Source organism: Pseudomonas sp. 9.3L, assembly GCF_058536285.1.
Genome location: NZ_JBZUBK010000001.1, coordinates 3597006 through 3617534 on the forward strand (window position 1 = coordinate 3597006; position 20529 = coordinate 3617534).

Sequence of the window (20529 nt, forward strand, 5' to 3'; positions counted from 1 at the left end):
GCTTGCCAACGGGCTTGCCGAATGGCTTGCCGAATGGCTTGCCGAATGGCTTGCTTAGCAGCTTGCTCACCGCAACTTCTCCGCCACACGCATCACTGCGCTACGCGAACGCGGGTTGGCCTTTAGTTCGGCGTCGGAGGCAAAGCGGGCTTTGCCAAGGGTGCGGATGATGGGGTTGAAGCGTTCCACCTGAACGGGCAGGTTACGGGGGAGTTTATCAGCCTCGCCTTTTTCAAGCCGTCGCATGAACAACTTGACGATACGGTCTTCGAGCGAGTGGAAGCTGATGACAACCAGCCGCCCGCCTACCTCAAGAATGCTTAGCGCTGCCTCAAGGCCCGCTTCGAGATCGGCCAGCTCGTTATTGAGGTGAATGCGCAGGCCCTGGAACGCACGGGTGGCCGGGTGCTTGTTCTTTTCCCAGGCCGGGTTGGCGTCTTTGAGCACCTGAGCCAAATCACCTGTGCGCTCGAAAGGCTGCACTAGCCGACGCTGAACCACGGCACGGGCCATGCGGCGGGCGAAACGCTCCTCGCCGTACTCCTTGAACACCCGGGCAATCTCTTCCTCCGGAGCCTGGGCAATGAACTCCGCCGCACTGACGCCGCTCGAAGGGTCCATGCGCATGTCCAGAGGGCCGTCATTGAGGAAGCTGAAACCGCGGGTTGCGTCGTCCAGTTGCGGTGAGGAGACGCCCAGGTCCAGCAATACGCCGCTGACCTTGCCGGCTATGCCCAAGCGGTCGGCCTCGGCGGCCATCTCGGCAAAGCTGCGCTGCACAATGACAAAGCGGCCATCTTCGGCCGCCAGCGCTTGCCCCGTGGCAATCGCTAGTGGGTCCTTGTCGAACCCGAGCAGGTGCCCGGCCTCGCCCAATTGCTGCAGGAGCAGGCGGCTGTGCCCACCCCGGCCAAAGGTGCCATCTATATAGCAGCCGTCCGGGCGCACGGCCAAGGCCTCGATGGCCTCGTCCAGCAACACGGTAATGTGGTTAAAGCTGCTGTCAGTCGTCACAGGATCAGGTCACGCAGTTCATCGGGCATGGCACCCGGTTGTTGGATTGCTTCGAGGTCCGCTGCTGAAACTGCGTTCCAGGTGTCCTCGTCCCAAAGTTGAAACTTGTTTAACTGGCCTACCAGCATCGCCCGCTTATCCAGCCGGGCATATTCACGTAGCCGCGGCGGGACTAGAAAGCGGCCACTTGAATCCAGTTCGAGGTCCACTGCATTGCCGATCAGCAAGCGTTGCAGGCGCTTGACCTCCTCTCGCAACGAGGGCAGCGCCTTGAGCTTGGTTTCGATGATTTCCCACTCGTCGAGCGGGTACACATTAAGACAGCGATCAACCGTATCGATGGTGATGATCAACTGGCCAGAGCTGCGCTCATTCAACTCGTCACGGTACCGGCTCGGCATAGCGAGACGGCCCTTTGCATCGAGATTGATGGCATTGGCTCCGCGAAACACAGTTGAGCTTCCCCCAAGATAAACCTTTGCGCGCTTGTTATTAGGCGCCCTTATTCCCCACTTTCTGCCACTTCTCGCCACTCGCGCACACTATAGGAACCCCCCCACCACACCGTCAAGGCGCGCTGTCAGTGAAATCCCTTACATATCGGTGATTTACGCCAAGGATCGATGGAAAAGCTGCAAAAAGGATGCGCGAATGCCTGGGAATACGCTTCCACAGCAAGGGATTGCGTCAAATAGTTAAAGTAAATTGTGAGAATTAAGATTTTTTCGGTATTACCCGAGAAGGGGGTACAAACGAAACGGCGAAGGGGGAAGGTGGAGAGTCGGTCTGTAAGCCGGGTTCTGTCGAGGACAGTCATTCCTCTACGGTGGTCATCACTGAACACCTTTAGCAACCTACCCGGTTCCAGCGCGGGCCACGCCTATGGAACCCTATTTGGTCTTGCTCCGAGTGGGGTTTACCTTGACCACGAACTGTTGCCAGCCGCGCGGTGCGCTCTTACCGCACCTTTTCACCCTTACCGGCGCCGAAGCACGTAGGCGGTTATTTTCTGTGGCACTTTCCGTAGGCTCACGCCCCCCAGGCATTACCTGGCACTCTGCCCTATGGAGCCCGGACTTTCCTCCCCCGCGCATGCAAGCATGCAACGGCAGCGACTGTCCAACCGACTCTCCGCCAGCAAGGTTACCGGGCAGCGGCCTCTGGCACAAGCAATCCGTCGATTAAGTGGCTTAAAGCCAGCAACGTTGGGCGAAATCGCGTTACGGTTTCATGGCGCGGCCCGCACGCCTCACCGTTAATAAGGTGGTTACTCTGAGGTTTGGCTGCCCTGACGGCTAAGCGCTGCTTGATACAGCAGGTTTTTGCGCACACCTGTGATCTGAGCGGCCAACGCCGAGGCCTTCTTGAGCGGAAGCTCGGCCAAAAGCAGGTCAAGCACCCGCAACGCTTCTGTACTTACGGCGTCCTCGCCCACCGGCGCTACCCAGCCACCCACCAGCACTACGCACTCCCCTCGCTGCTGATTGGGGTCGGCGGCAATGAATGCACTCAAGTCCGCCAAGGGCACACCCTTCAAGGTCTCGAAGGTTTTAGTCAGCTCACGGGCCAGCACGGCCGGGCGGTCACCACCAAAGGCAGCCTCCATCGCCTGGACCGACTCGAGGATACGGTGTGGGGCTTCATAAAAGATGAGCGTTCGAGGCTCTTCGGCCAATGCGGCCAGACGGCTGGCCCGTGCCGCTGCCTTGGCAGGCAGGAAGCCTTCGAAGATGAAACGATCGGAGGGTAGCCCGGCCGCGCACAACGCGGCTATTACTGCACAGGCACCCGGCACAGGTACGACCCGTATACCGGCCGCCCTTGCTTGACGCACCAGGTGATAACCAGGGTCGGAGATCAGTGGCGTACCTGCGTCAGAAATCAACGCGACGTCCTCGCCACCTTGCAGCTTAATCAGGAAGCGCCCGCCGTCTTCGCGCTCGTTGTGTTCATGGCAGGCAGCAAGGGGCGTTTGAATACCGAAATGCTGCAACAGGCGCACCGAATGCCGCGTGTCCTCGGCAGCGATGAGGGTGACCGCCTTGAGCACCTGCAGAGCACGAGGGGTTATGTCCTCCAGATTACCGATGGGAGTGGCAACCACATAAAGTGTGCCGAAAGTTGAATCAGTCGCGCCTGGGAGGGTCACAGCACACACCTTGGAAACGCCGGAAAAGCCGCTAGTGTAACGGCCTTGGGCGCCTTTGCCGAATCACTCGATACGCGGGTGGGTAGCGCCTGCGTTGGCAGGGTGTCAGCGCAACGGCCCCTCATCGGCATCGCACCAGCAATACTGCTTGGGTACAATGCCCCGCTCAACGATTCGTATCAGGAAGATGTACATGACCGGTTGCCTGCGTCCGCTAATCGCCTTACTCATGGCTGCTTTGTTGGCCGCCTGCGCCAGCCAGCCTGGCTCGACATTGGGCGAGCTGCCACGCACAACCGACGCCACTGTCGAACAGTTGCTACAACAGGCTGCGGCCAGCAAGGCGCCCGACGAGGCCGCCCTGCTTCGCTTGAGCGCAGCCAACAAAGCCCTGCAGGACCACCAGGATGCACAAGCTACTCAGATTTTCGGCACCCTTGACCTCGCCCTGTTAAAGCCCGCCCAGCAAGTGTTCGCCAGCACCCTCATGGCCGAACTGGCCTTGAACCGTAACGACCCCAAGGCAGCGCTAACTGCGCTTTCTCACCCTAGCCTGCAGCATCTGGGCGAACTGCCCATAGATCAGCAGACGCGCGCCCAAACGGTCCGTGCCAGGGCGCTTGAGGCCGATGGTCAAACCTTGGCCGCGGCGCGTGAGCGAATCTTCCTCGCGCCGATGCTACAAGGGGACGCCAGCACCGCTAACCATGAGGAAATATGGAAGTTGATCGCCAGCCTTCCGGCCGACCAAGTACAGCCGGTTGGCAACGATGACCTTGCAGGCTGGCTGACGCTGGCTCAGGTGGTGAAAACCCCGGGCACCCTGGAGCAACAAAAAGCCGCCATTGAAGCCTGGCGTGCTCAACATGCCAGCCACCCCGCTGCGCGCACCTTGCCGGCCCCTCTGGCCCAGTTGATGACCGTCACCAGCCAACCCCTCAAGCACATTGCCCTCTTGCTGCCGCAGGAAGGCTCGCTGGCAGGTGTCGCTCGTGCCCTGCGTGATGGTTTCATGGCCAGTTACTACGCCGCCCTTCAGGCGGGCCAGGAAGCACCGCGGATCGAGCTGTTCGACAGCGCCAGAGTCACCTCGATGGACGATTTCTATCGCCAGGCGCAAGCCGCAGGTGTCGACCTGGTGGTAGGCCCCTTGGAAAAAAACCTGGTCAAGCAGTTAAGCACACGGCCGCAGTTGCCCATCACCACGCTTGCACTCAATTACAGCGACAGCCCCCAGCCAGGCCCTTCTCAGTTGTTCCAATTCGGCTTGGCAGCAGAAGATGAAGCCCACGAAGTGGCACGGCGTGCACGCGCCGATGGCTTTCAGCGCGCTGCGGCCATTGTGCCCAAGGGTGACTTCGGGGACCGGGTGCTGGCAGCGTTTCGGCAAGAATGGCTTGCAGGGGGTGGCTCATTGGTTGCCGCTGTGCAGATAGACCAACCAGTAGCGCTCGCCCAGCAGATCGCAGAGCTGATGCAGGCGCATGCGGGTGCCAACGGCCAAGGTAGCCGTCGTCAGGACGTTGACTTCATCTACCTTACCGCCACGCCGCAGCAGGCTCAGCAGGTCAAGCCCACCCTTAACTATCAATACGCCGGGGATGTGCCGGTCTACGCCACGTCCCATGTGTACAGCGCCAGTGGCGACCCGGCTCAGTACAACGACCTGAGCGGCGTGCGCTTCTGCGAAACCCCTTGGTTACTGGACGCCAATAATGCCCTTCGCCAGCAAGTAGCCCGGCAGTGGCCTCAGGCCAATGGCAGCCTTGGCCGCCTCTACGCGATGGGCGTGGACGCTTACACCCTCGGGCCACGCCTGGGTCAGCTCAAGGCTTTGCCAGACAACACAATCGACGGCCTGTCTGGCAACCTCAGCCTGAACAGCGCTCAGCGTATCGAGCGTCACTTGCCGTGGGCGCAGTTCACCAACGGTAAAGTCGAGCGCCTGCCGGCCAGCGCTCAGTGACCACCGCCACGGCGCCTGGCCTGGCGGGGCAACAGGCCGAGCGATGGGCCGAGCGCCACCTTTGCCAGCACGGCCTCAGCGTGCTGGCGCGCAACTGGCGCTGCCGAGAAGGCGAACTGGATCTGGTCATGCTAGACGGCGATACAGTAGTATTCGCCGAAGTCCGCTACAGGCTACACCGCCAATGGGGCGGCGCCCTAGAAAGCGTCGACGACCGTAAACAGGCGCGCATCATCAAGGCAGCCGAACGGTACCTGCATCAGGAGCCTTCCTGGGCAGAGCACCCGTGCCGTTTCGATATCGTTGCCATTGAGGGCAGCAACCCCCACTCGCCCGGCCTTACCTGGCTCAAAGACGCCTTTGCCAGCTAAGCCAGGCTGCGTGGCCGGGCCCGATCAGACAATCAGCGCGCAGCCCCCTCATGCGGGCCCAGGCTTTAAGGTACAGGATGGACATGCAATCCCGGATTCGCCGGCTGTTTCAAGCCAGCATCGACACCAAGCAACAAGCGATGGAGGTGCTGGCACCTCACATCGAACAAGCCAGCCAGGTCATGGTTCAGGCGATGCTCAGCGAAGGCAAGGTGTTGGCCTGCGGCAATGGCGGCTCCGCTGGCGATGCCCAGCACTTTTCGTCAGAAATGCTCAACCGTTTTGAGCGAGAGCGCCCAGGCTTGCCTGCCATCGCGCTTACCACCGACAGCTCGACCCTCACCTCCATCGCCAACGACTACAGCTATAACGAGATTTTCTCCAAACAGATCCGCGCGCTTGGCCAGGCAGGTGATGTGCTGCTGGCGATTTCTACCAGCGGCAATTCAGCGAACGTGATCCAGGCGATACAAGCGGCCCATGACCGGGACATGACCGTGATAGCCCTCACTGGCCGCGACGGTGGCGGCATGGCCTCGCTGCTTCTACCCGAAGACGTTGAAATCCGAGTGCCGTCGCAGGTCACGGCACGCATCCAGGAAGTTCACCTACTGGCGATCCACTGCCTTTGTGATCTGATCGATAGCCAATTGTTTGGGAGTGAAGAATGAACCTCAACCGTGTAGGCCTAGCCGCCCTTACCCTCTGCCTGACGCTGTCCGGCTGTAGCTCCGTGCTTAATGCCACCCGTGACAAGCCTATCGATGACGACCGCGGCACTCGCACCCTGGGCAGCAAGATCGATGATTCGCTGATCGAGACCAAGGTGGCGGTGAATGTGGCCAAGGCCAGCCCAGACTTGGATCAAGGCTCGCATATCGTGGTAACCAGCTACAACGGCGTCGTATTGCTGGCAGGCCAGACACCGCGCGCTGACCTCAAGGCGGCGGCCGAGCAGGCAGCGGCTGCTGTGCAGCGTGTCAAAAAAGTAGAAAACGAACTACAGGTTATTGCGCCCTCCTCCTTGCTGGCACGCAGCAACGACGCCGTGCTGACGACCAAGATCAAGGCGCAGATGTTCACCGACAATGCGATCCCCGGGTCGCGAATCAAAGTAGTCACGGAAAATGGCATCGTGTACTTGCTAGGGCTCGTGACCCAGCAAGAAGCTACCCGCGCCACCACCCTGGTGCAGGGCGTATCAGGCGTTCAGAAGATCGTAAAGTTGTTCGAATACATCGATTGATGCCTAAGGGGCGTCTGAAGGTACGCCGGTAGCAGCAGGGCTTGCCCGCGACCTTGCACCCCACCACTCTCCTACCAAACAGATACCACAGTAAAAAGGCGACCCTTGGGTCGCCTTTTGTCATTTCACTACTTTCAAGCTGGGCCGCCCACTGGGGCGTGGAGGCTGATCACTGGGTGGCGGCTGCTCATCATCGCGCTCAGTCTCGGCCTCCAGCTCAAGGTCATCCTCAAGGTTGGGAACATCGGGCTCGAATACCATACCTTGGCCATTTTCGCGGGCGTAGATACCCAAGATGGCGCCTATGGGCACGAAGAGCGTATGTGCAACACCGCCGAACCGGCCTTCGAAACTGACCGCGTCGTTATCCATGTTCAAGTGCCGCACCGCATTGGGCGAGACATTAAGCACGATCTGGCCATCTGTTGCGAAGCCTGGCGGCACCTGCACCTCTCGGTATTCGGCATTTACCAGAATATGCGGCGTGCAATCGTTATCTACGATCCACTCGTACAATGAGCGGACGAGATAGGGACGGCTGGAGTTCATCGATAGCTCCTCAAAATCTAACGCATTTCGCGTTCGGCGGCCGATAGGCTGGCCTGGAACGCCTCACGGGCAAACTGCCGGTCCATGTAGTCCAGCAAGGGCTTGGCCCCACGGGGTAGCTCAACGCCCATCACAGGCAGCCGCCACACAATAGGCAGTAGACAGCAGTCTACCAAGCTTTGCTCGTTGCTCATGAAGCAAGACATTTCAGCAAACAGCGGAGACACCCCTGTGAGGCTCTCACGCAACTGCTTACGGGCTTCAACCCTGCCCGCCTCCTTGCTGCGTGGATCGAGCAACACGTCTACGTGCCCGCACCAGTCGCGCTGAATACGGTGCATCAGCAGCCGTGCATTGGCGCGCGCCACTGGATAGGCCGGCAGTAAGGGGGGGTGTGGATAACGCTCGTCCAGGTACTCCATGACCACTGTCGACTCATACAGCGCCAGGTCACGGTCCACCAGCGTAGGCAGCGACCCGTACGGGTTCGCTTCCATCAAGGCAGGCGGCTGGTGGCCGGCGGCGATGTCGACAATCTGTACAGTCACGGCTTTCTCGGCCAGCACAATACGCACGCGATGGGAATAATGGTCGGCCGGATCTGAGTAACATGCCAACCGGTTGGTTACGCCCATGGCGATCTCCTCGCTCGAAGCAGCTATAACAAACGCGCCTCAAGGCGCGCGGTAACCGGTAATCTTACAGCAAAACCTCTAGGGGCGGGCAGGTACACAGCACCTAGAGCGTTACGGCGCGTGCAAACGAAAAAGCCCGACTCTTTCGGGCCGGGCTTTTCTTGAAGCAAAGCAGCGAATTAACGCTTGGAGTACTGCGGACGCTTACGCGCTTTACGCAGACCAACCTTCTTACGCTCAACTTCACGGGCATCGCGAGTAACGAAGCCAGCGCGACGCAGTTCGCTACGCAGAGTTTCGTCGTACACCATCAGGGCACGGGTGATACCGTGACGGATGGCGCCAGCTTGGCCGCTTACGCCACCACCAGAAACGGTCACGAACACGTCGAATTTCTCGACGTTGCCGGTCAGTTCCAGAGGCTGACGAACAACCATGCGCGCGGTTTCACGACCGAAGAAGGTATCCAACGCGCGGTTGTTGATGGAGATGTTACCGGTACCGGGGCGCAGGAAAACGCGAGCGGTTGCGGTCTTGCGACGGCCAGTGCCGTAATTTTGAGTCGCCGACATAGTGGACTATTCCGTTAAAACTTCAGTTCTTGGGGCTGCTGAGCAGTATGAGGGTGTGCAGCGCCCGCATAGACTTTCAGCTTACGGTACATGTCGCGACCCAGCGGGTTCTTCGGCAGCATGCCTTTGACCGCGGTCTCGATCACGCGCTCAGGCGCCTTGTCGATCAGTTTGTCGAACGTAATCGACTTGATACCGCCCGGGAAACCGGAGTGGGAGTAGTACACCTTGTCCGTAGACTTGGCGCCGGTTACACGAACCTGCTCAGCGTTGATAACGACGATGTAGTCGCCGGTGTCAACGTGGGGGGTGTACTCAGGCTTGTGCTTGCCACGCAGACGGCTCGCGATTTCAGTAGCCAGACGACCCAGGGTCTGGCCAGCGGCGTCGACGACAAACCAGTCGCGCTTTACTGTTTCCGGTTTAGCAGTAAAAGTTTTCATTCTCTATAGCCTCAGGGGCCGCCCAGCAAAAATAGACGGCGGAGCTTACTGAATAGTGCTTGCTTTGACAAGGTCAAAGGCAGCCGCATCCAGACGCTTTTGGGGGCTCGGGTCATCGCGTCGGGTTTCGGCCAGGGGCCTGTTCAAGGAGGGGCATCACTTCCCCCTTGTGCAGAGCAGGCGAATTATCCGGATTACAGCGAAAAACTCAAGCAGCTTTTGCAAGCGATTGCATTATGGCTTGTGCGGGCGAGACAGGAACTCGTGAGACTGCATCTCCAGCAAACGACTGAGGGTACGTTGAAACTCAAAATTCAGACGCCCGCCGACGTACAAGTCCTTGAGTTCTACCTCTGCCGAAATGATCAGCTTTACGTTGCGGTCGTAGAACTCGTCCACCATATTGATGAAGCGCCGGGCGATATCGTCCGTGGCCACGCTCATTTGCTCTACACCGCTGAGAATCACCGCGTGAAAAATCTTGCCCAATTCGATGTAGTCGTTCTGGCTGCGAGGGCCGTCGCACAGGGCGCGAAAATCGAACCAGGCCACGTCGTCACACGTGCGCAGCGCACGGATCTCACGGTTTTCGATCATCAGCACGTCGTTTTCCACTGGCTTGGTGCAGTCTGGCGTCAGGGCACGGAAGCTGTCGCGCAGGCTTTTTTCAGCCGCCTCGTTGAGGGGGAAATGGAACAACTCGGCCTGCTCAAGGTGACGAAGGCGGTAGTCCACTCCGCTGTCCACATTAACGATTTCGGTGTGCTGTTTGATGAGGGCAATGGCAGGAAGGAAGCGCGCCCGCTGCAAGCCATCCTTGTAGAGCCCGTCTGGCACGATATTGGACGTAGCCACTAGCGTTACGCCGTGCTTGAACAACTCCTCCATCAGCGTGCCCAGGATCATTGCATCGGTGATGTCCGATACGAAGAACTCGTCGAAGCAGATAACCCGCGACTCGTCCGCGAACCGCTTGGCGATGAGGGTGAGCGGGTTTTTCTCGCCCTTGAGGGTTTTCATTTCCTCATGCACGCGCTTCATGAAACGGTGGAAGTGCGTCCGGGTTTTGTCCTCGAAGGGCAGCGCCTCGAAGAACGTATCGACCAGGTACGTCTTGCCGCGCCCTACACCCCCCCAGAAATACAGCCCTTTGACGGGCGTAACGTCTTTCTTGCCGAACAGCTTGCCCAGCAGGCCTGGCTTGGTGTTGTGAGCCGCGACCAAGTCGTCGTACAGCCGCTGCAGATGGCGAACTGCTGTTTCTTGCGCCGCATCGTGGAAGAAATCAGGACGTTTAAGGTCAGCTTGGTATCGTTCGAGGGGCGTCATAGGTCGTCTACGGGGCTGTAAAACCGGGCCGCCACTTTAAGGCGGCCCCAGGGGATTGGCAATCGAGGTGCGGCCGGTGGGGTTGCCGCTTCAGTTCAGCTCGCCTGTGGGCGCAGTGCCTGACGCACGGCCTCAAGCGCGGCGTCTCGCGCGGTGGTATCTGCGAACGCCGGGCTATTGGCTACACAGGTATCCTCCAACCACACGCTGAACCCGTTACCTTCGGCGCGAAGGTCAGGCTCACCCTCTTGCAAGCGCTTGCTCGCCGCGCCAGCACTCTTGCCGTCAGGGAAGGCCTGCGACAACAGCAACTGCTCGCCATCGGCACTCAACAAGCGGAAGCGGAAGCTGCCATCGTCTTCACGGAAACTCACGAAGCGCGCGGCCTTTCCGGCTTTCTTGCGAGTTTCGCCCGCAGTGTTGACCTGTGTGCGGAATGAGCGCAGCCCTACGGCTTCGCGCAGTTGCTCCAGGAAGGGCGTAGCCACCCGACGCGCCTTAGCGGCACCGGCCAGCAGGATGTCTTCGAGGTCTGCAGGCCGTTCAATGAACTGGTGGTACCGCTCACGGGCCTCGCCCAGCGCTTGGTCAAGCAACAGGAACAACTGCTGCTTGGCGTCGCCCCAGCCTAGCCCACCGAGCAAATCACTCCGAAACGCTTCGGCCTGGGCCGGCGTGGCAAACGCGCTGTACAGGGTAAACAGGTGGCTGTTATCAGGATCCTTGGGCTCGCCGGGGGCGCGTGAATCGGTCACGATTCGGGCAATGGCATCCTTGAGCTGCTTGGGGCTGCTAAACAAGGGGATGGTGTTGTCGTAGCTCTTGGACATTTTGCGGCCATCCAGGCCTGGCAAGGTGGCCACACTCTCCTCGATCACCGCTTCAGGCAAGACGAACAGCTCTTTGCCGGCCCCGAACAGGTGATTGAAGCGCTGACCAATGTCGCGCGCCATTTCTACGTGCTGAATCTGGTCGCGCCCTACCGGCACCTTGTGAGCATTGAACAGCAGGATGTCCGCTGCCATCAGCACCGGGTAGCTGTACAGGCCCATGGTGATACCAGCGTCCGGGTCTTCACCGGTTTCAACGTTTTTGTCCACCGATGCCTTGTAGGCATGGGCGCGGTTGAGCAGCCCCTTGGCGGCGACGCAGGTGAGCAACCACGTGAGCTCAGTAATTTCCGGAATGTCAGACTGGCGATAAAAGGTGGCACGCTCCACATCCAGGCCACCGGCCAGCCAGGTAGCAGCGATCTCCAGGCGTGAACGCTGGATGCGCAAGGGGTCATCGCACTTGATCAGCGCGTGGTAGTCCGCCAGAAAATAGAACGAGTCCATGCCCGGCTGCTGGCTGGCGGTAATGGCTGGGCGAATGGCACCGGCATAGTTACCCAGGTGGGGCGTGCCGGTGGTGGTGATACCTGTGAGAATCCGGGTGGTCATGGGTGGTCGCTTATCAGGCTACAGTCAGTGAACAAGGCGCGGCGAAATCAAATCTTTGAGGTCGGTGAGTTTGCCATGAAAGAAGTGGCCACATTCTGCCACTTTCCACAGGTCATGGGGCTGATCGAGGCCGGCGGACCACTGATAGACCGCTTGCGGTGGTACCACTTCGTCAGCATCGGGCTGTATTACGGTAATAGGGCAGCGCTCAGGCAGGGGCGCCTCCGGCTGGAAACGCATCACCGCAGGTGCGCACAGGAACAGATGCCGTAATGCCGCGCCCTGCTGCTCAAGCCGGCCTGCCAACGTGCCCGCCACGAACCCGCCAAAGGAAAACCCCATCAGTGTGAGGGGAAGCCCAGGATGGCGTAGCCGTAGCCAATTGGCTGCTGCTTGTGCGTCGTCTACTTCTCCAAGCCCCATGTCGTGGGCGCCAGCGCTGCTGCCCGTGCCCCGATAATTAAAACGTAAGGTGATGTAACCGGCGTCTCGCGCCGTGCGCTGGAGGGTGGACATGACTTTATTGAGCATGGTCCCGCCCTGCTCCGGGTTTGGGTGGCAGAGCAGCGCAAGCCCACGCGGCTCGGGCACTTCCAGGTAGAGGGCTTCGAGTTGGCCAACGGGCCCGTCGAGCATGAGGGCATTTTCGCGGATCAGCAAGGTATGAACTCCGTGACCCTGACAGGGGTCGACTCGTCTAGCTATCGATGTGTGCCGTGCCTGCCAACTGCGCTTTAGGGCCTGTGGCGGTATACAGCACGGGTGCGAGCCGTTAACGTAATGCAAAGCCGTTTATAGAGGAAGGACTCGTGGAATACTCGCTATTGATTTGGTTGCTGCCTACCTTGGCGCTTATCGTAGGTGTCATCGCCGGCTTCCTCATTGCCCGCTTCATGCCTAACGCGGTGCCGGGTGGCACTCAACGCCAGGTAGATGACCTGCAGCAGAAATTCGACAATTATCAGCACGAGGTGGTCACCCACTTCAACAGCACGGCCATCCTGGTCAAGAAGCTCACTCAGAGCTACCAGGAAGTGCAGGAGCATTTGGCCGAAGGTGCCAATCAGCTGGCGACCGATGAGCTAACCCGTCAGCGATTGCTGGCCGCCTTGCACGCAGAGCCAAGCCATGCCCCTCGCGACCGGCTTACCCCGCCACGTGATCAGGAAGTGCCCAAGGACTATGCGCCCAAGGGGCCCGGTACCCCAGGCATGCTCGATGAAGAGTATGGGCTTACGCGTAAGTAATCAGAACGGTAGGAAGGCAAAGGGGGTTATCAAACCCCCTTCTTTGTACAAGCTACAGCGCGCCTCGTGCCCGTAGCAGCTCAATCACCTGCTTCACCCCCTCCTCCACAGAAGCAGCCTGGGTATCTACTACCAGGTCGGCGTCCAATGGCACGTCATAAGGGAACGACTCACCGGGAATGTTATCCCGCCCTGCGGCATACAGGCCTTGCGGATCACGGGCCTGGCACGCTTGCGGTGAGGCCTGCACATACACGGTCAGCAAACGTTCATTACCAATCAGGTCACGGGCCTGGGCACGCCCTTCTGCGTCGGGCGCGACAAACGCCGCCAAGGTCAGCAAGCCGGCTTCGTTGAATTGACGCGCCACGTGAGCTGCCCGCCGCCAATTTTCAGTACGGCCTGCACGGTCCTGAGGCAAGCCTTTGTTCAGGTCATGCCGTAGGTTCTGGCCATCCAGTACATACACCGCCCGACCTTGATCGAAGAGCTTTCGCTCAACCGCATAGGCCAGGGTGCTTTTACCAGCGCCCGACAGCCCAGTGAACAAGACAGTGGCCGGCTTCTGACCGAAGCGCAGGGCCCGCTCGTGAACACTGACGTGTGCCAGGCTGCCGTGAACGCCGCTGGCGCCATGAGAGAGCACAGGCGGGGCGATGATCATGCCCGCGCCCACCGTGCCGTTGGTAAGGCGGTCGATAACGATAAAGGCGCCGGTGGTGCGGTTGCTGGCATAGCCATCCAGCGCAATGGCTGCATCGAGCGCAACCTTCACCTTGCCGATTTCATTGAGGGCCAGCGCACTGGCCGGCCCCTCTTCCAAGGTATTGACGTCTACCCTGTGGGCGATACTGGTAATGGTGCCTGGCACGTAGCTGGTAGCGCGCTTGATGTCGTATTTCTTGCCCGGCAGCATCGGCTCTTCGGCCATCCATACCAGCATGGCTTCGAAGTGGTCGGTCACTGGCGGTACGTTGTCGGCGTGGACCAGCAGATCCCCACGGGAAATGTCGATCTCGTCTTCCATCGTGAGGGTAATGGCCTGGCCAGGGCCCGCCTGCTCAAGCTCACCCTCGTAGGTGACGATGGACTTCACGCGGCTGCTTTTGCCGGACGGCAGCACCACGATGTCATCGCCTTTGTGAACCACACCGCTGGCAAGCGTGCCTGCGAAACCACGGAAGTTGAGGTTGGGGCGGTTCACGTACTGCACAGGGAAACGCAGGTCGGTCAGGTTACGGTCAGCGGCTACCTCGACCGTTTCCAGAATCTCCATCAACGTCTGCCCGCTGTACCACGGCGAACGCTCGCTACGATTAACCACGTTGTCGCCCTTGAGGGCGGACATAGGCACGAAATTCAAAGTCGTTGGCACCAGGCCAATGGCCTCGGCGAAGGCGAGGTAGTCGGCCTTGATAGCGTCGAATACGCCTTCATCGAAGCCCTTGAGGTCCATCTTGTTGATGGCCACCACGATATGCTTGATGCCCAGCAAGGATGCGATATAGCTGTGCCGACGGGTTTGGGTTTGCACGCCATAACGCGCATCTACCAGAATGATCGCCAGATCACAGGTGGAAGCACCTGTGGCCATGTTGCGGGTGTACTGCTCATGACCTGGGGTGTCAGCAATGATGAACTTGCGTTTCGCAGTGGAAAAGTAACGGTACGCCACATCGATGGTGATGCCCTGCTCCCGCTCGGCCTGCAGGCCGTCAACCAGCAGCGCCAGGTCAACCTCTTCGCCGGTGGTACCGCTTTTTTTCGAATCACGGGTGATGGCCTCCAGATGATCTTCGTAGATCATCTTGGAGTCGTGCAGTAGGCGGCCGATCAACGTGCTCTTGCCGTCGTCCACGTTGCCGCAGGTTAAAAAGCGCAGCAGTTCCTTGCGTTCGTGCTGTGCCAAATAAGCAAGGATGTCCTCGCTGATCAATTCGGATTGGTGACTCATCTTGAGCTCCAAGCCGTACGCGTCAAGCGGCGAGCCTGTGGCGTACAGCTAGCTAGTAATGCTGTTGATCGGCCCGGCAGGCCCACAGGAATGCTTAGAAATAACCCTGGCGTTTTTTATCTTCCATCGAGCCTGCACCATCGTGGTCGATGACGCGGCCCTGGCGCTCAGACGTTCGGGTCAGAAGCATTTCCTGGATGATATCTGTCAGGCTCTGGGCATTGGATTCCACCGCACCGGTAAGCGGGTAGCAGCCAAGGGTACGGAACCGCACGTTCTTCTTGACGATCCGGGCCTTTTCTTCATCGCTGAGGTGCTCAAGGATGCGCTCATCGTCAATCATGATGAGGGTGCCGTTCTTTTCGATCACCTCCCGCTCGGCCGCAAAGTACAGAGGTACGATTGGGATCTGCTCTAGGTAGATGTACTGCCAGATGTCCAGCTCGGTCCAGTTGGACAGGGGGAACACCCGTATCGACTCGCCCTTGTTGACCTTGCCGTTGTACAGGCTCCACAACTCGGGCCGCTGGTTTTTTGGGTCCCAGCGGTGTTTGCTGTCACGGAACGAGTACACACGCTCCTTGGCGCGGGACTTTTCTTCATCCCGGCGTGCGCCACCGAAGGCTGCATCGAAGCCGTACTTGTCCAGGGCCTGCTTGAGCCCTTGGGTCTTCATGATATCGGTATGCTTGGCGCTGCCGTGGGTAAACGGGTTGATCCCTTGCGCCACGCCTTCAGGGTTGACATGTACCAGCAGGTCCAGGCCCATCTCCTTGACCATGCGGTCGCGGAATTTATACATCTCCTGAAACTTCCACTGGGTGTCCACGTGCATCACCGGGAACGGCAATTTGCCTGGGAAGAAGGCTTTACGCGCCAGGTGCAGCATCACGGCAGAGTCTTTGCCGATGGAATAGAGCATGACCGGGTTATCGAACTCGGCTGCCACTTCACGAATGATGTGGATGCTCTCCGCTTCGAGCTGTTTCAAGTGCGTCAGTTTGTCGACCATGGCTACTCACGGAATGCGGTGCAGAGGGGGACGGCCGGCGGGCCGTGTTCGAATCGACGACTTTAGCACAGCAACCGGGTATATAAAGCGCAGGGGCTAGACCCAAATGATCTGAGTATATGCCTCACAGTTAGCTAGACCGGGTTCGGGCAATCAATGAAGAGATGCTCTACGGCAAAGCGTCGTGCCAGGTACTCCCCCAGCGCCTGAACGCCGTAGCGCTCGGTTGCATGGTGCCCGGCGGCGATAAACGACACGGCGTTTTCGCAGGCGCTGTGGAAGGTCTGCTCGGACGCCTCGCCCGTGAGGTAAAGGTCTACCCCGGCAGCAATGGCCGTGTCGATATACCCCTGGCCACCGCCACTGCACCATCCCACCCGGTGTACCCGGTGCCCGCTACACACCACCAATGGCTCACGCCCGAGCACCTGGCTGATGTGGCGGGAAAACTCCAGGGCGGTCTGAGGGGTGTGAAGCGACCCGACCAGGCCCACGATCTTTGGGTTTGCCGGGTCCAGCGGCCCCTCGACCGTGATGCCCAGGCGGGCAGCCAATTGCGCGTTATTGCCCACTTCTGGGTGTACATCCAGCGGCAGGTGGTAGGCCAACAGGCTCATGTCGTGCTTGAGTAAGGTTTTGAGCCGCCGTTGCTTCATGCCGGTCACGCAAGGGTTTTCGCCTTTCCAGAAATAACCATGGTGCACCAGCACCACGTCAGCATTGGCCTGCACGGCAGCGTCTAGCAGGGCCTGGCTTGCGGTGACCCCACTGACGATACGGCGCACTTGGGGCCGCCCCTCTACCTGCAAGCCGTTGGGGCAGTAATCGGCAATGGCAGCACTACCTAGAAAGCGATCGGCTTCCTCTACCAGGGTATTGAGCGATACAGCCATAAAACTCTCCAGAAAGGCAGTTTGCGGACGCCAAAGCGCTCGTATAATGGCGCCCATTATGAGCTGCGCCCAGGCGTGTGAAAACGCCGCATCCCTCCAGCCTTGCCAGGACCCTCTAATGCCCATTGCCTTGCGTTATTTCAGTTGGCCGCTGCTGACTGGCATTCTTGTCGCATTGCTGATTATCCAACGCTTTCCAGAATGGGTGGGGCTGCCCAGCCAAGACGTCAACTTGCAGCAGGCGCCTCAATCCACGACCGTGACTCAGGGGCCGGTGTCCTATGCCAGCGCAGTCACCTTGGCAGCGCCGGCCGTGGCCAACCTGTACACCACCAAGGTGGTGAACAAGTCGTCCCAGGCCATGTTCGAAGATCCGCAGTTTCGGCGGTTTTTCGGCGACAACCTACCGCGCCAGCGGCGCTGGGAATCCAGCCTGGGGTCAGGCGTTATCATGAGCCCCGAGGGCTACCTGCTCACCAACAACCACGTTACTGCTGGAGCGGACCAGATCGTAGTGGCCCTCAAGGATGGCCGCGAAACCATTGCCCGGGTCATCGGCAGTGACCCCGAAACAGACCTGGCGGTGCTGAAAATAGACCTCAAGGACCTTCCTGCCATCACCATTGGCAGCTCTGACAACCTGCGCATCGGTGATGTGGCCTTGGCCATCGGCAACCCGTTCGGCGTGGGCCAGACCGTGACCATGGGAATTATCAGTGCCACGGGCCGTAACCAACTCGGCCTGAATACGTATGAAGACTTTATCCAGACCGACGCTGCCATCAACCCTGGCAACTCTGGTGGCGCCCTGGTCGATGCCAACGGCAACCTGACCGGCATCAATACCGCTATTTTCTCCAAGTCTGGCGGCTCACAAGGCATCGGCTTTGCCATTCCAACCAAACTGGCATTGGAGGTGATGAAGTCCATCATCGAACATGGGCAGGTCATCCGTGGCTGGCTAGGTATCGAAGTGCAGCCGCTCACTGACGACCTGGCCGAGTCCTTTGGCCTCAAAGACCGGCCTGGAATCGTGGTTGCAGGGATTTTCCGTGACGGCCCGGCGCAAAAGGCAGGCCTGCAACTGGGCGACGTGATTTTAAGCATCAATAACGCGCCCGCCGCTGATGGCCGCAAATCCATGAACCAGGTGGCACGCACCAAGCCAGGCGACAAGATCGGTATCGAGGTGATGCGTAACGGCAAAACCCTGAAGCTCACCGCTGAAATCGGCTTGAGGCCGCCGCCTGCGCCAGCGGCGACACCTAAGGAAGGGGAATGAAGCGCTTACCAAGCGCACCTCACCTAGAGTGCGCTTAGCAGTGCCTGGCTGTGCTCCGGCGTACCTACGGTGATGCGCAGGAACTGTGCGATCCGCCCTTGTTTGAAGTGACGCACGATCACGTTGGCCTCACGCAACTGAGCAGCAATCTCGCCAGCGTCACGGTCGGGATGACGGGCAAACACAAAGTTCGCGCCCGAAGGCAGCACGATGAAGCCACGCTGCTCCAGCTCTGCCGTCAACCGCTCCCGCTCTGCGATCACCTGCTGACGGGTATGGTCGAACCAGGCGCGGTCCTCGAACGCGGCGGCGGCGCCTGCCAGGGCGATCCGGTCCACCGGGTAGGAGTTGAAACTGTTTTTTATCCGCTCCAGCGCCTCGATCAGATCAGGGTGCCCCACGGCCAACCCCACGCGCAGCCCCGCCAGCGAGCGGGACTTGGACAGGGTTTGGGTCACCAGCAAATTGGGATACTGGCCTACGAGATCAATGGCGGTATCCCCACCGAAGTCGATATAGGCTTCATCTACCACCACGACCGAATCCGGGTTCGCTTCAAGGATGTGCGTGATGGCCGTCAATGGCAGCAGGCAGCCGGTGGGGGCGTTGGGGTTAGGGAAAATGATACCGCCGTTGGGCCTTGCGTAATCGCGGGGGTCGATCTGGAAATCATCGTCGAGCGGCACCTGTTCGAATTCGATCCCGTACAGGCCGCAATACACAGGGTAAAAACTGTAGCTGATGTCGGGGAACAGCAGCGGTTGCGACTGCTGGAACAACCCGTGGAAGATATGTGCCAGTACTTCGTCCGAACCGTTGCCTACAAACACCTGGGCGGGCGTTACGTTATAAAACGCGGCCACTGCCTGTTTGAGCCTATCCCCGTTAGGGTCTGGATAAAGGCGCAGGTTGTCGCCTACTTCTGCTCGCATGGCTTCCAGTGCCAACGGCGAGGGGCCATAGGGGTTTTCGTTAGTGTTGAGCTTGACCAGATTGGTCAGCTTGGGCTGCTCGCCTGGTACATAGGGCACCAGCTGCTTGACGAAGGGGCTCCAGAATTTGCTCATGTCAGGCTTCCTTGATCCGGTATTCAGCACTACGCGCGTGGGCGCTCAGGGATTCACCACGGGCCAGGACTGACGCGGTGCGCCCCAGTACAGACGCACCCTGCTCCGAGCAGTAAATGATGGACGAGCGCTTTTGGAAGTCATACACGCCCAGGGGTGATGAGAAGCGCGCGGTGCCAGACGTGGGCAGCACATGGTTGGGGCCTGCGCAATAGTCGCCTAGCGCCTCGCTGGTGTGCCGGCCCATGAAGATCGCGCCGGCGTGCCGAATTGAAGGCAGCCAGGCCTGTGGGTCTTCGACCGACAGCTCAAGGTGCTCGGGGGCGATACGATTGGCCACTTCAATGGCCTGAGTCATGTCGGCCACCTTGATGAGCGCACCGCGGTTGTTCAGCGAGGTGCGAATGATGTCGGCACGTTCCAGGGTAGGCAACAGCGTGTCGATGCTTTGCGCCACACGATCCAGGAACGCCTGATCGGGGCTCACCAGAATAGCCTGAGCATCTTCATCGTGTTCGGCCTGGGAGAACAGGTCCATGGCGATCCAGTCCGGGTCGGTGCCGCCATCGCACACCACGAGAATCTCAGAGGGGCCAGCGATCATGTCGATCCCTACCTGGCCAAACACATGACGCTTGGCCGTGGCCACATAGATGTTGCCTGGGCCGACGATTTTATCCACCCCTGGCACGCTTTCGGTACCGTAGGCCAATGCTGCGACGGCTTGCGCCCCACCAATGGTGAACACCCTGTCTACGCCGGCAATGCAGGCAGCAGCCAGTACCAGCTCATTTACCTCGCCACGCGGCGTAGGTACCACCATGACCACTTCACGCACGCCTGCCACCTTGGCGGGAATGGCATTCATCAAGACCGATGACGGGTAGCTGGCCTTACCGCCGGGTACGTAGAGCCCGGCTCGGTCCAGCGGCGTAACCTGCTGGCCAAGCACCGTGCCATCGGCTTCGGTGTAGCGCCAGGAGTCCTGCTTCTGCTTTTCGTGGTAGTTGCGCACACGCTCTGCAGCCATTTCCAGCGCCTCGCGCTGCTCGCCGGTAATGCGTGTGAGCGCTTGCTCCAGGCGAGCCCTGGGTAAAATAAGCTCGGCCATGCTAGCAACCAGCAAGCCGTCGAAGCGCTGCGTGTACTCCACCAAGGCAGCATCACCGCGCTCCCGCACCGCCTGGATAATTTCCAGTACGCGGCCGTTGACCGCATCATCGGAAACGCTTTCCCAGCTCAGCAGATGATCCAGATGCCGCGCGAAGTCCGGAGCTGTGGCGTCAAGTCGGCGGATGGCGGTCGGTACGGTCATGGCTAGCCTCAATCGATGGGCAGTGGAACAGGACGGATAATTT

At 59.6% G+C, this 20529-nt stretch carries 21 protein-coding genes and 1 other RNA gene; 6 read left to right on the forward strand and 16 right to left on the reverse strand.

Going from position 1 to position 20529, the window contains the following annotated elements; translation table 11 throughout:
* Positions 1 to 66 precede the first annotated feature (66 nt).
* From rsmH to rsmI, 4 genes are all read right to left on the reverse strand, one after another.
* The gene (gene rsmH / locus AC4LE2_RS16635; protein WP_491826801.1) at positions 67 to 1014 is read right to left on the reverse strand and encodes a 16S rRNA (cytosine(1402)-N(4))-methyltransferase RsmH; all 948 of its coding nucleotides are present in this window, start codon (positions 1012 to 1014) and stop codon (positions 67 to 69) included.
* Positions 1011 to 1466, reverse strand: coding sequence for a division/cell wall cluster transcriptional repressor MraZ (gene mraZ, locus AC4LE2_RS16640; RefSeq protein ID WP_491826802.1), 456 nt, complete (start codon positions 1464 to 1466; stop codon positions 1011 to 1013). Before mraZ ends, rsmH begins: the two co-directional genes overlap by 4 nt.
* A gap of 321 nt (positions 1467 to 1787) precedes the next feature.
* Positions 1788 to 2145, reverse strand: an RNA gene (gene rnpB / locus AC4LE2_RS16645) — RNase P RNA component class A.
* A 136-nt stretch (positions 2146 to 2281) separates the two neighbouring features.
* Positions 2282 to 3163: a 16S rRNA (cytidine(1402)-2'-O)-methyltransferase gene (gene rsmI, locus AC4LE2_RS16650; protein WP_491826803.1), complete on the reverse strand. Its 882-nt coding sequence runs from the start codon at positions 3161 to 3163 to the stop codon at positions 2282 to 2284.
* A 193-nt stretch (positions 3164 to 3356) separates the two neighbouring features.
* On the opposite strand from rsmI, the gene AC4LE2_RS16655 reads away from it, so the two are divergent.
* The 4 genes from AC4LE2_RS16655 to AC4LE2_RS16670 all read left to right on the forward strand — a co-directional run bounded on the left by AC4LE2_RS16655 (position 3357) and on the right by AC4LE2_RS16670 (position 6746).
* Positions 3357 to 5129 carry a penicillin-binding protein activator gene (locus AC4LE2_RS16655; protein WP_491826804.1) on the forward strand — a complete coding sequence of 591 codons (1773 nt, stop codon included), beginning with the start codon at positions 3357 to 3359 and terminating at the stop codon, positions 5127 to 5129.
* Positions 5126 to 5500, forward strand: coding sequence for a YraN family protein (locus tag AC4LE2_RS16660; RefSeq protein WP_491826805.1), 375 nt, complete (start codon positions 5126 to 5128; stop codon positions 5498 to 5500). Before AC4LE2_RS16655 ends, AC4LE2_RS16660 begins: the two co-directional genes overlap by 4 nt.
* 77 nt (positions 5501 to 5577) lie before the next feature.
* Positions 5578 to 6171: a phosphoheptose isomerase gene (locus AC4LE2_RS16665; RefSeq protein WP_491826806.1), complete on the forward strand. Its 594-nt coding sequence runs from the start codon at positions 5578 to 5580 to the stop codon at positions 6169 to 6171.
* Positions 6168 to 6746 carry a BON domain-containing protein gene (locus AC4LE2_RS16670; protein ID WP_491826807.1) on the forward strand — a complete coding sequence of 193 codons (579 nt, stop codon included), beginning with the start codon at positions 6168 to 6170 and terminating at the stop codon, positions 6744 to 6746. The genes AC4LE2_RS16665 and AC4LE2_RS16670 overlap by 4 nt, the downstream gene beginning before the upstream one ends.
* A 120-nt stretch (positions 6747 to 6866) precedes the next feature.
* On the opposite strand, the gene AC4LE2_RS16675 is transcribed toward AC4LE2_RS16670, so the two are convergent.
* The 7 genes from AC4LE2_RS16675 to AC4LE2_RS16705 form a co-directional block, all read right to left on the reverse strand.
* Positions 6867 to 7295, reverse strand: coding sequence for a ClpXP protease specificity-enhancing factor (locus AC4LE2_RS16675; RefSeq protein ID WP_491826808.1), 429 nt, complete (start codon positions 7293 to 7295; stop codon positions 6867 to 6869).
* Between the two features lie 17 nt (positions 7296 to 7312).
* Positions 7313 to 7930 carry a glutathione S-transferase N-terminal domain-containing protein gene (locus tag AC4LE2_RS16680; RefSeq protein ID WP_491826809.1) on the reverse strand — a complete coding sequence of 206 codons (618 nt, stop codon included), beginning with the start codon at positions 7928 to 7930 and terminating at the stop codon, positions 7313 to 7315.
* Positions 7931 to 8109: 179 nt separating this feature from the next.
* Positions 8110 to 8502: a 30S ribosomal protein S9 gene (gene rpsI, locus AC4LE2_RS16685; protein WP_491826810.1), complete on the reverse strand. Its 393-nt coding sequence runs from the start codon at positions 8500 to 8502 to the stop codon at positions 8110 to 8112.
* Between the two features lie 14 nt (positions 8503 to 8516).
* Complete coding sequence (rplM, locus tag AC4LE2_RS16690) at positions 8517 to 8945, reverse strand: 50S ribosomal protein L13 (RefSeq protein ID WP_168083930.1); 429 nt, start codon at positions 8943 to 8945, stop codon at positions 8517 to 8519.
* A 234-nt stretch (positions 8946 to 9179) separates the two neighbouring features.
* Complete coding sequence (gene zapE / locus AC4LE2_RS16695) at positions 9180 to 10274, reverse strand: cell division protein ZapE (protein WP_491826811.1); 1095 nt, start codon at positions 10272 to 10274, stop codon at positions 9180 to 9182.
* 95 nt (positions 10275 to 10369) lie between these two features.
* Positions 10370 to 11716: a tryptophan--tRNA ligase gene (locus tag AC4LE2_RS16700; protein ID WP_491826812.1), complete on the reverse strand. Its 1347-nt coding sequence runs from the start codon at positions 11714 to 11716 to the stop codon at positions 10370 to 10372.
* A 24-nt stretch (positions 11717 to 11740) separates the two neighbouring features.
* On the reverse strand, positions 11741 to 12352 hold the full coding sequence (locus tag AC4LE2_RS16705; protein ID WP_491828160.1) for an alpha/beta hydrolase: 612 nt from the start codon (positions 12350 to 12352) through the stop codon (positions 11741 to 11743).
* Between the two features lie 173 nt (positions 12353 to 12525).
* Between AC4LE2_RS16705 and AC4LE2_RS16710 the strand changes: the two genes are divergently transcribed.
* Positions 12526 to 12963, forward strand: coding sequence for a Z-ring associated ZapG family protein (locus AC4LE2_RS16710; RefSeq protein ID WP_491826813.1), 438 nt, complete (start codon positions 12526 to 12528; stop codon positions 12961 to 12963).
* Between the two features lie 52 nt (positions 12964 to 13015).
* Here AC4LE2_RS16710 and cysN read toward each other — a convergent pair whose 3' ends face one another.
* The 3 genes from cysN to AC4LE2_RS16725 form a co-directional block, all read right to left on the reverse strand.
* On the reverse strand, positions 13016 to 14917 hold the full coding sequence (gene cysN, locus AC4LE2_RS16715; protein ID WP_491826814.1) for a sulfate adenylyltransferase subunit CysN: 1902 nt from the start codon (positions 14915 to 14917) through the stop codon (positions 13016 to 13018).
* A gap of 94 nt (positions 14918 to 15011) precedes the next feature.
* A complete protein-coding gene (gene cysD / locus AC4LE2_RS16720) occupies positions 15012 to 15929 on the reverse strand; it encodes a sulfate adenylyltransferase subunit CysD (RefSeq protein WP_491826815.1) in 918 nt (305 codons plus the stop codon).
* Positions 15930 to 16063: 134 nt separating this feature from the next.
* The gene (locus tag AC4LE2_RS16725) at positions 16064 to 16822 is read right to left on the reverse strand and encodes a Nif3-like dinuclear metal center hexameric protein (protein ID WP_491826816.1); all 759 of its coding nucleotides are present in this window, start codon (positions 16820 to 16822) and stop codon (positions 16064 to 16066) included.
* A 118-nt stretch (positions 16823 to 16940) separates the two neighbouring features.
* Between AC4LE2_RS16725 and algW the strand changes: the two genes are divergently transcribed.
* Positions 16941 to 18104 carry a Do family serine endopeptidase AlgW gene (algW, locus tag AC4LE2_RS16730; RefSeq protein WP_491826817.1) on the forward strand — a complete coding sequence of 388 codons (1164 nt, stop codon included), beginning with the start codon at positions 16941 to 16943 and terminating at the stop codon, positions 18102 to 18104.
* Positions 18105 to 18127: 23 nt separating this feature from the next.
* Here the strand turns inward: algW and hisC are convergent, their stop codons facing one another.
* Positions 18128 to 19171, reverse strand: coding sequence for a histidinol-phosphate transaminase (hisC, locus tag AC4LE2_RS16735; protein WP_491826818.1), 1044 nt, complete (start codon positions 19169 to 19171; stop codon positions 18128 to 18130).
* A 1-nt stretch (position 19172) separates the two neighbouring features.
* Positions 19173 to 20486, reverse strand: coding sequence for a histidinol dehydrogenase (hisD, locus tag AC4LE2_RS16740; RefSeq protein WP_491826819.1), 1314 nt, complete (start codon positions 20484 to 20486; stop codon positions 19173 to 19175).
* Positions 20487 to 20529: the final 43 nt, after the last annotated feature.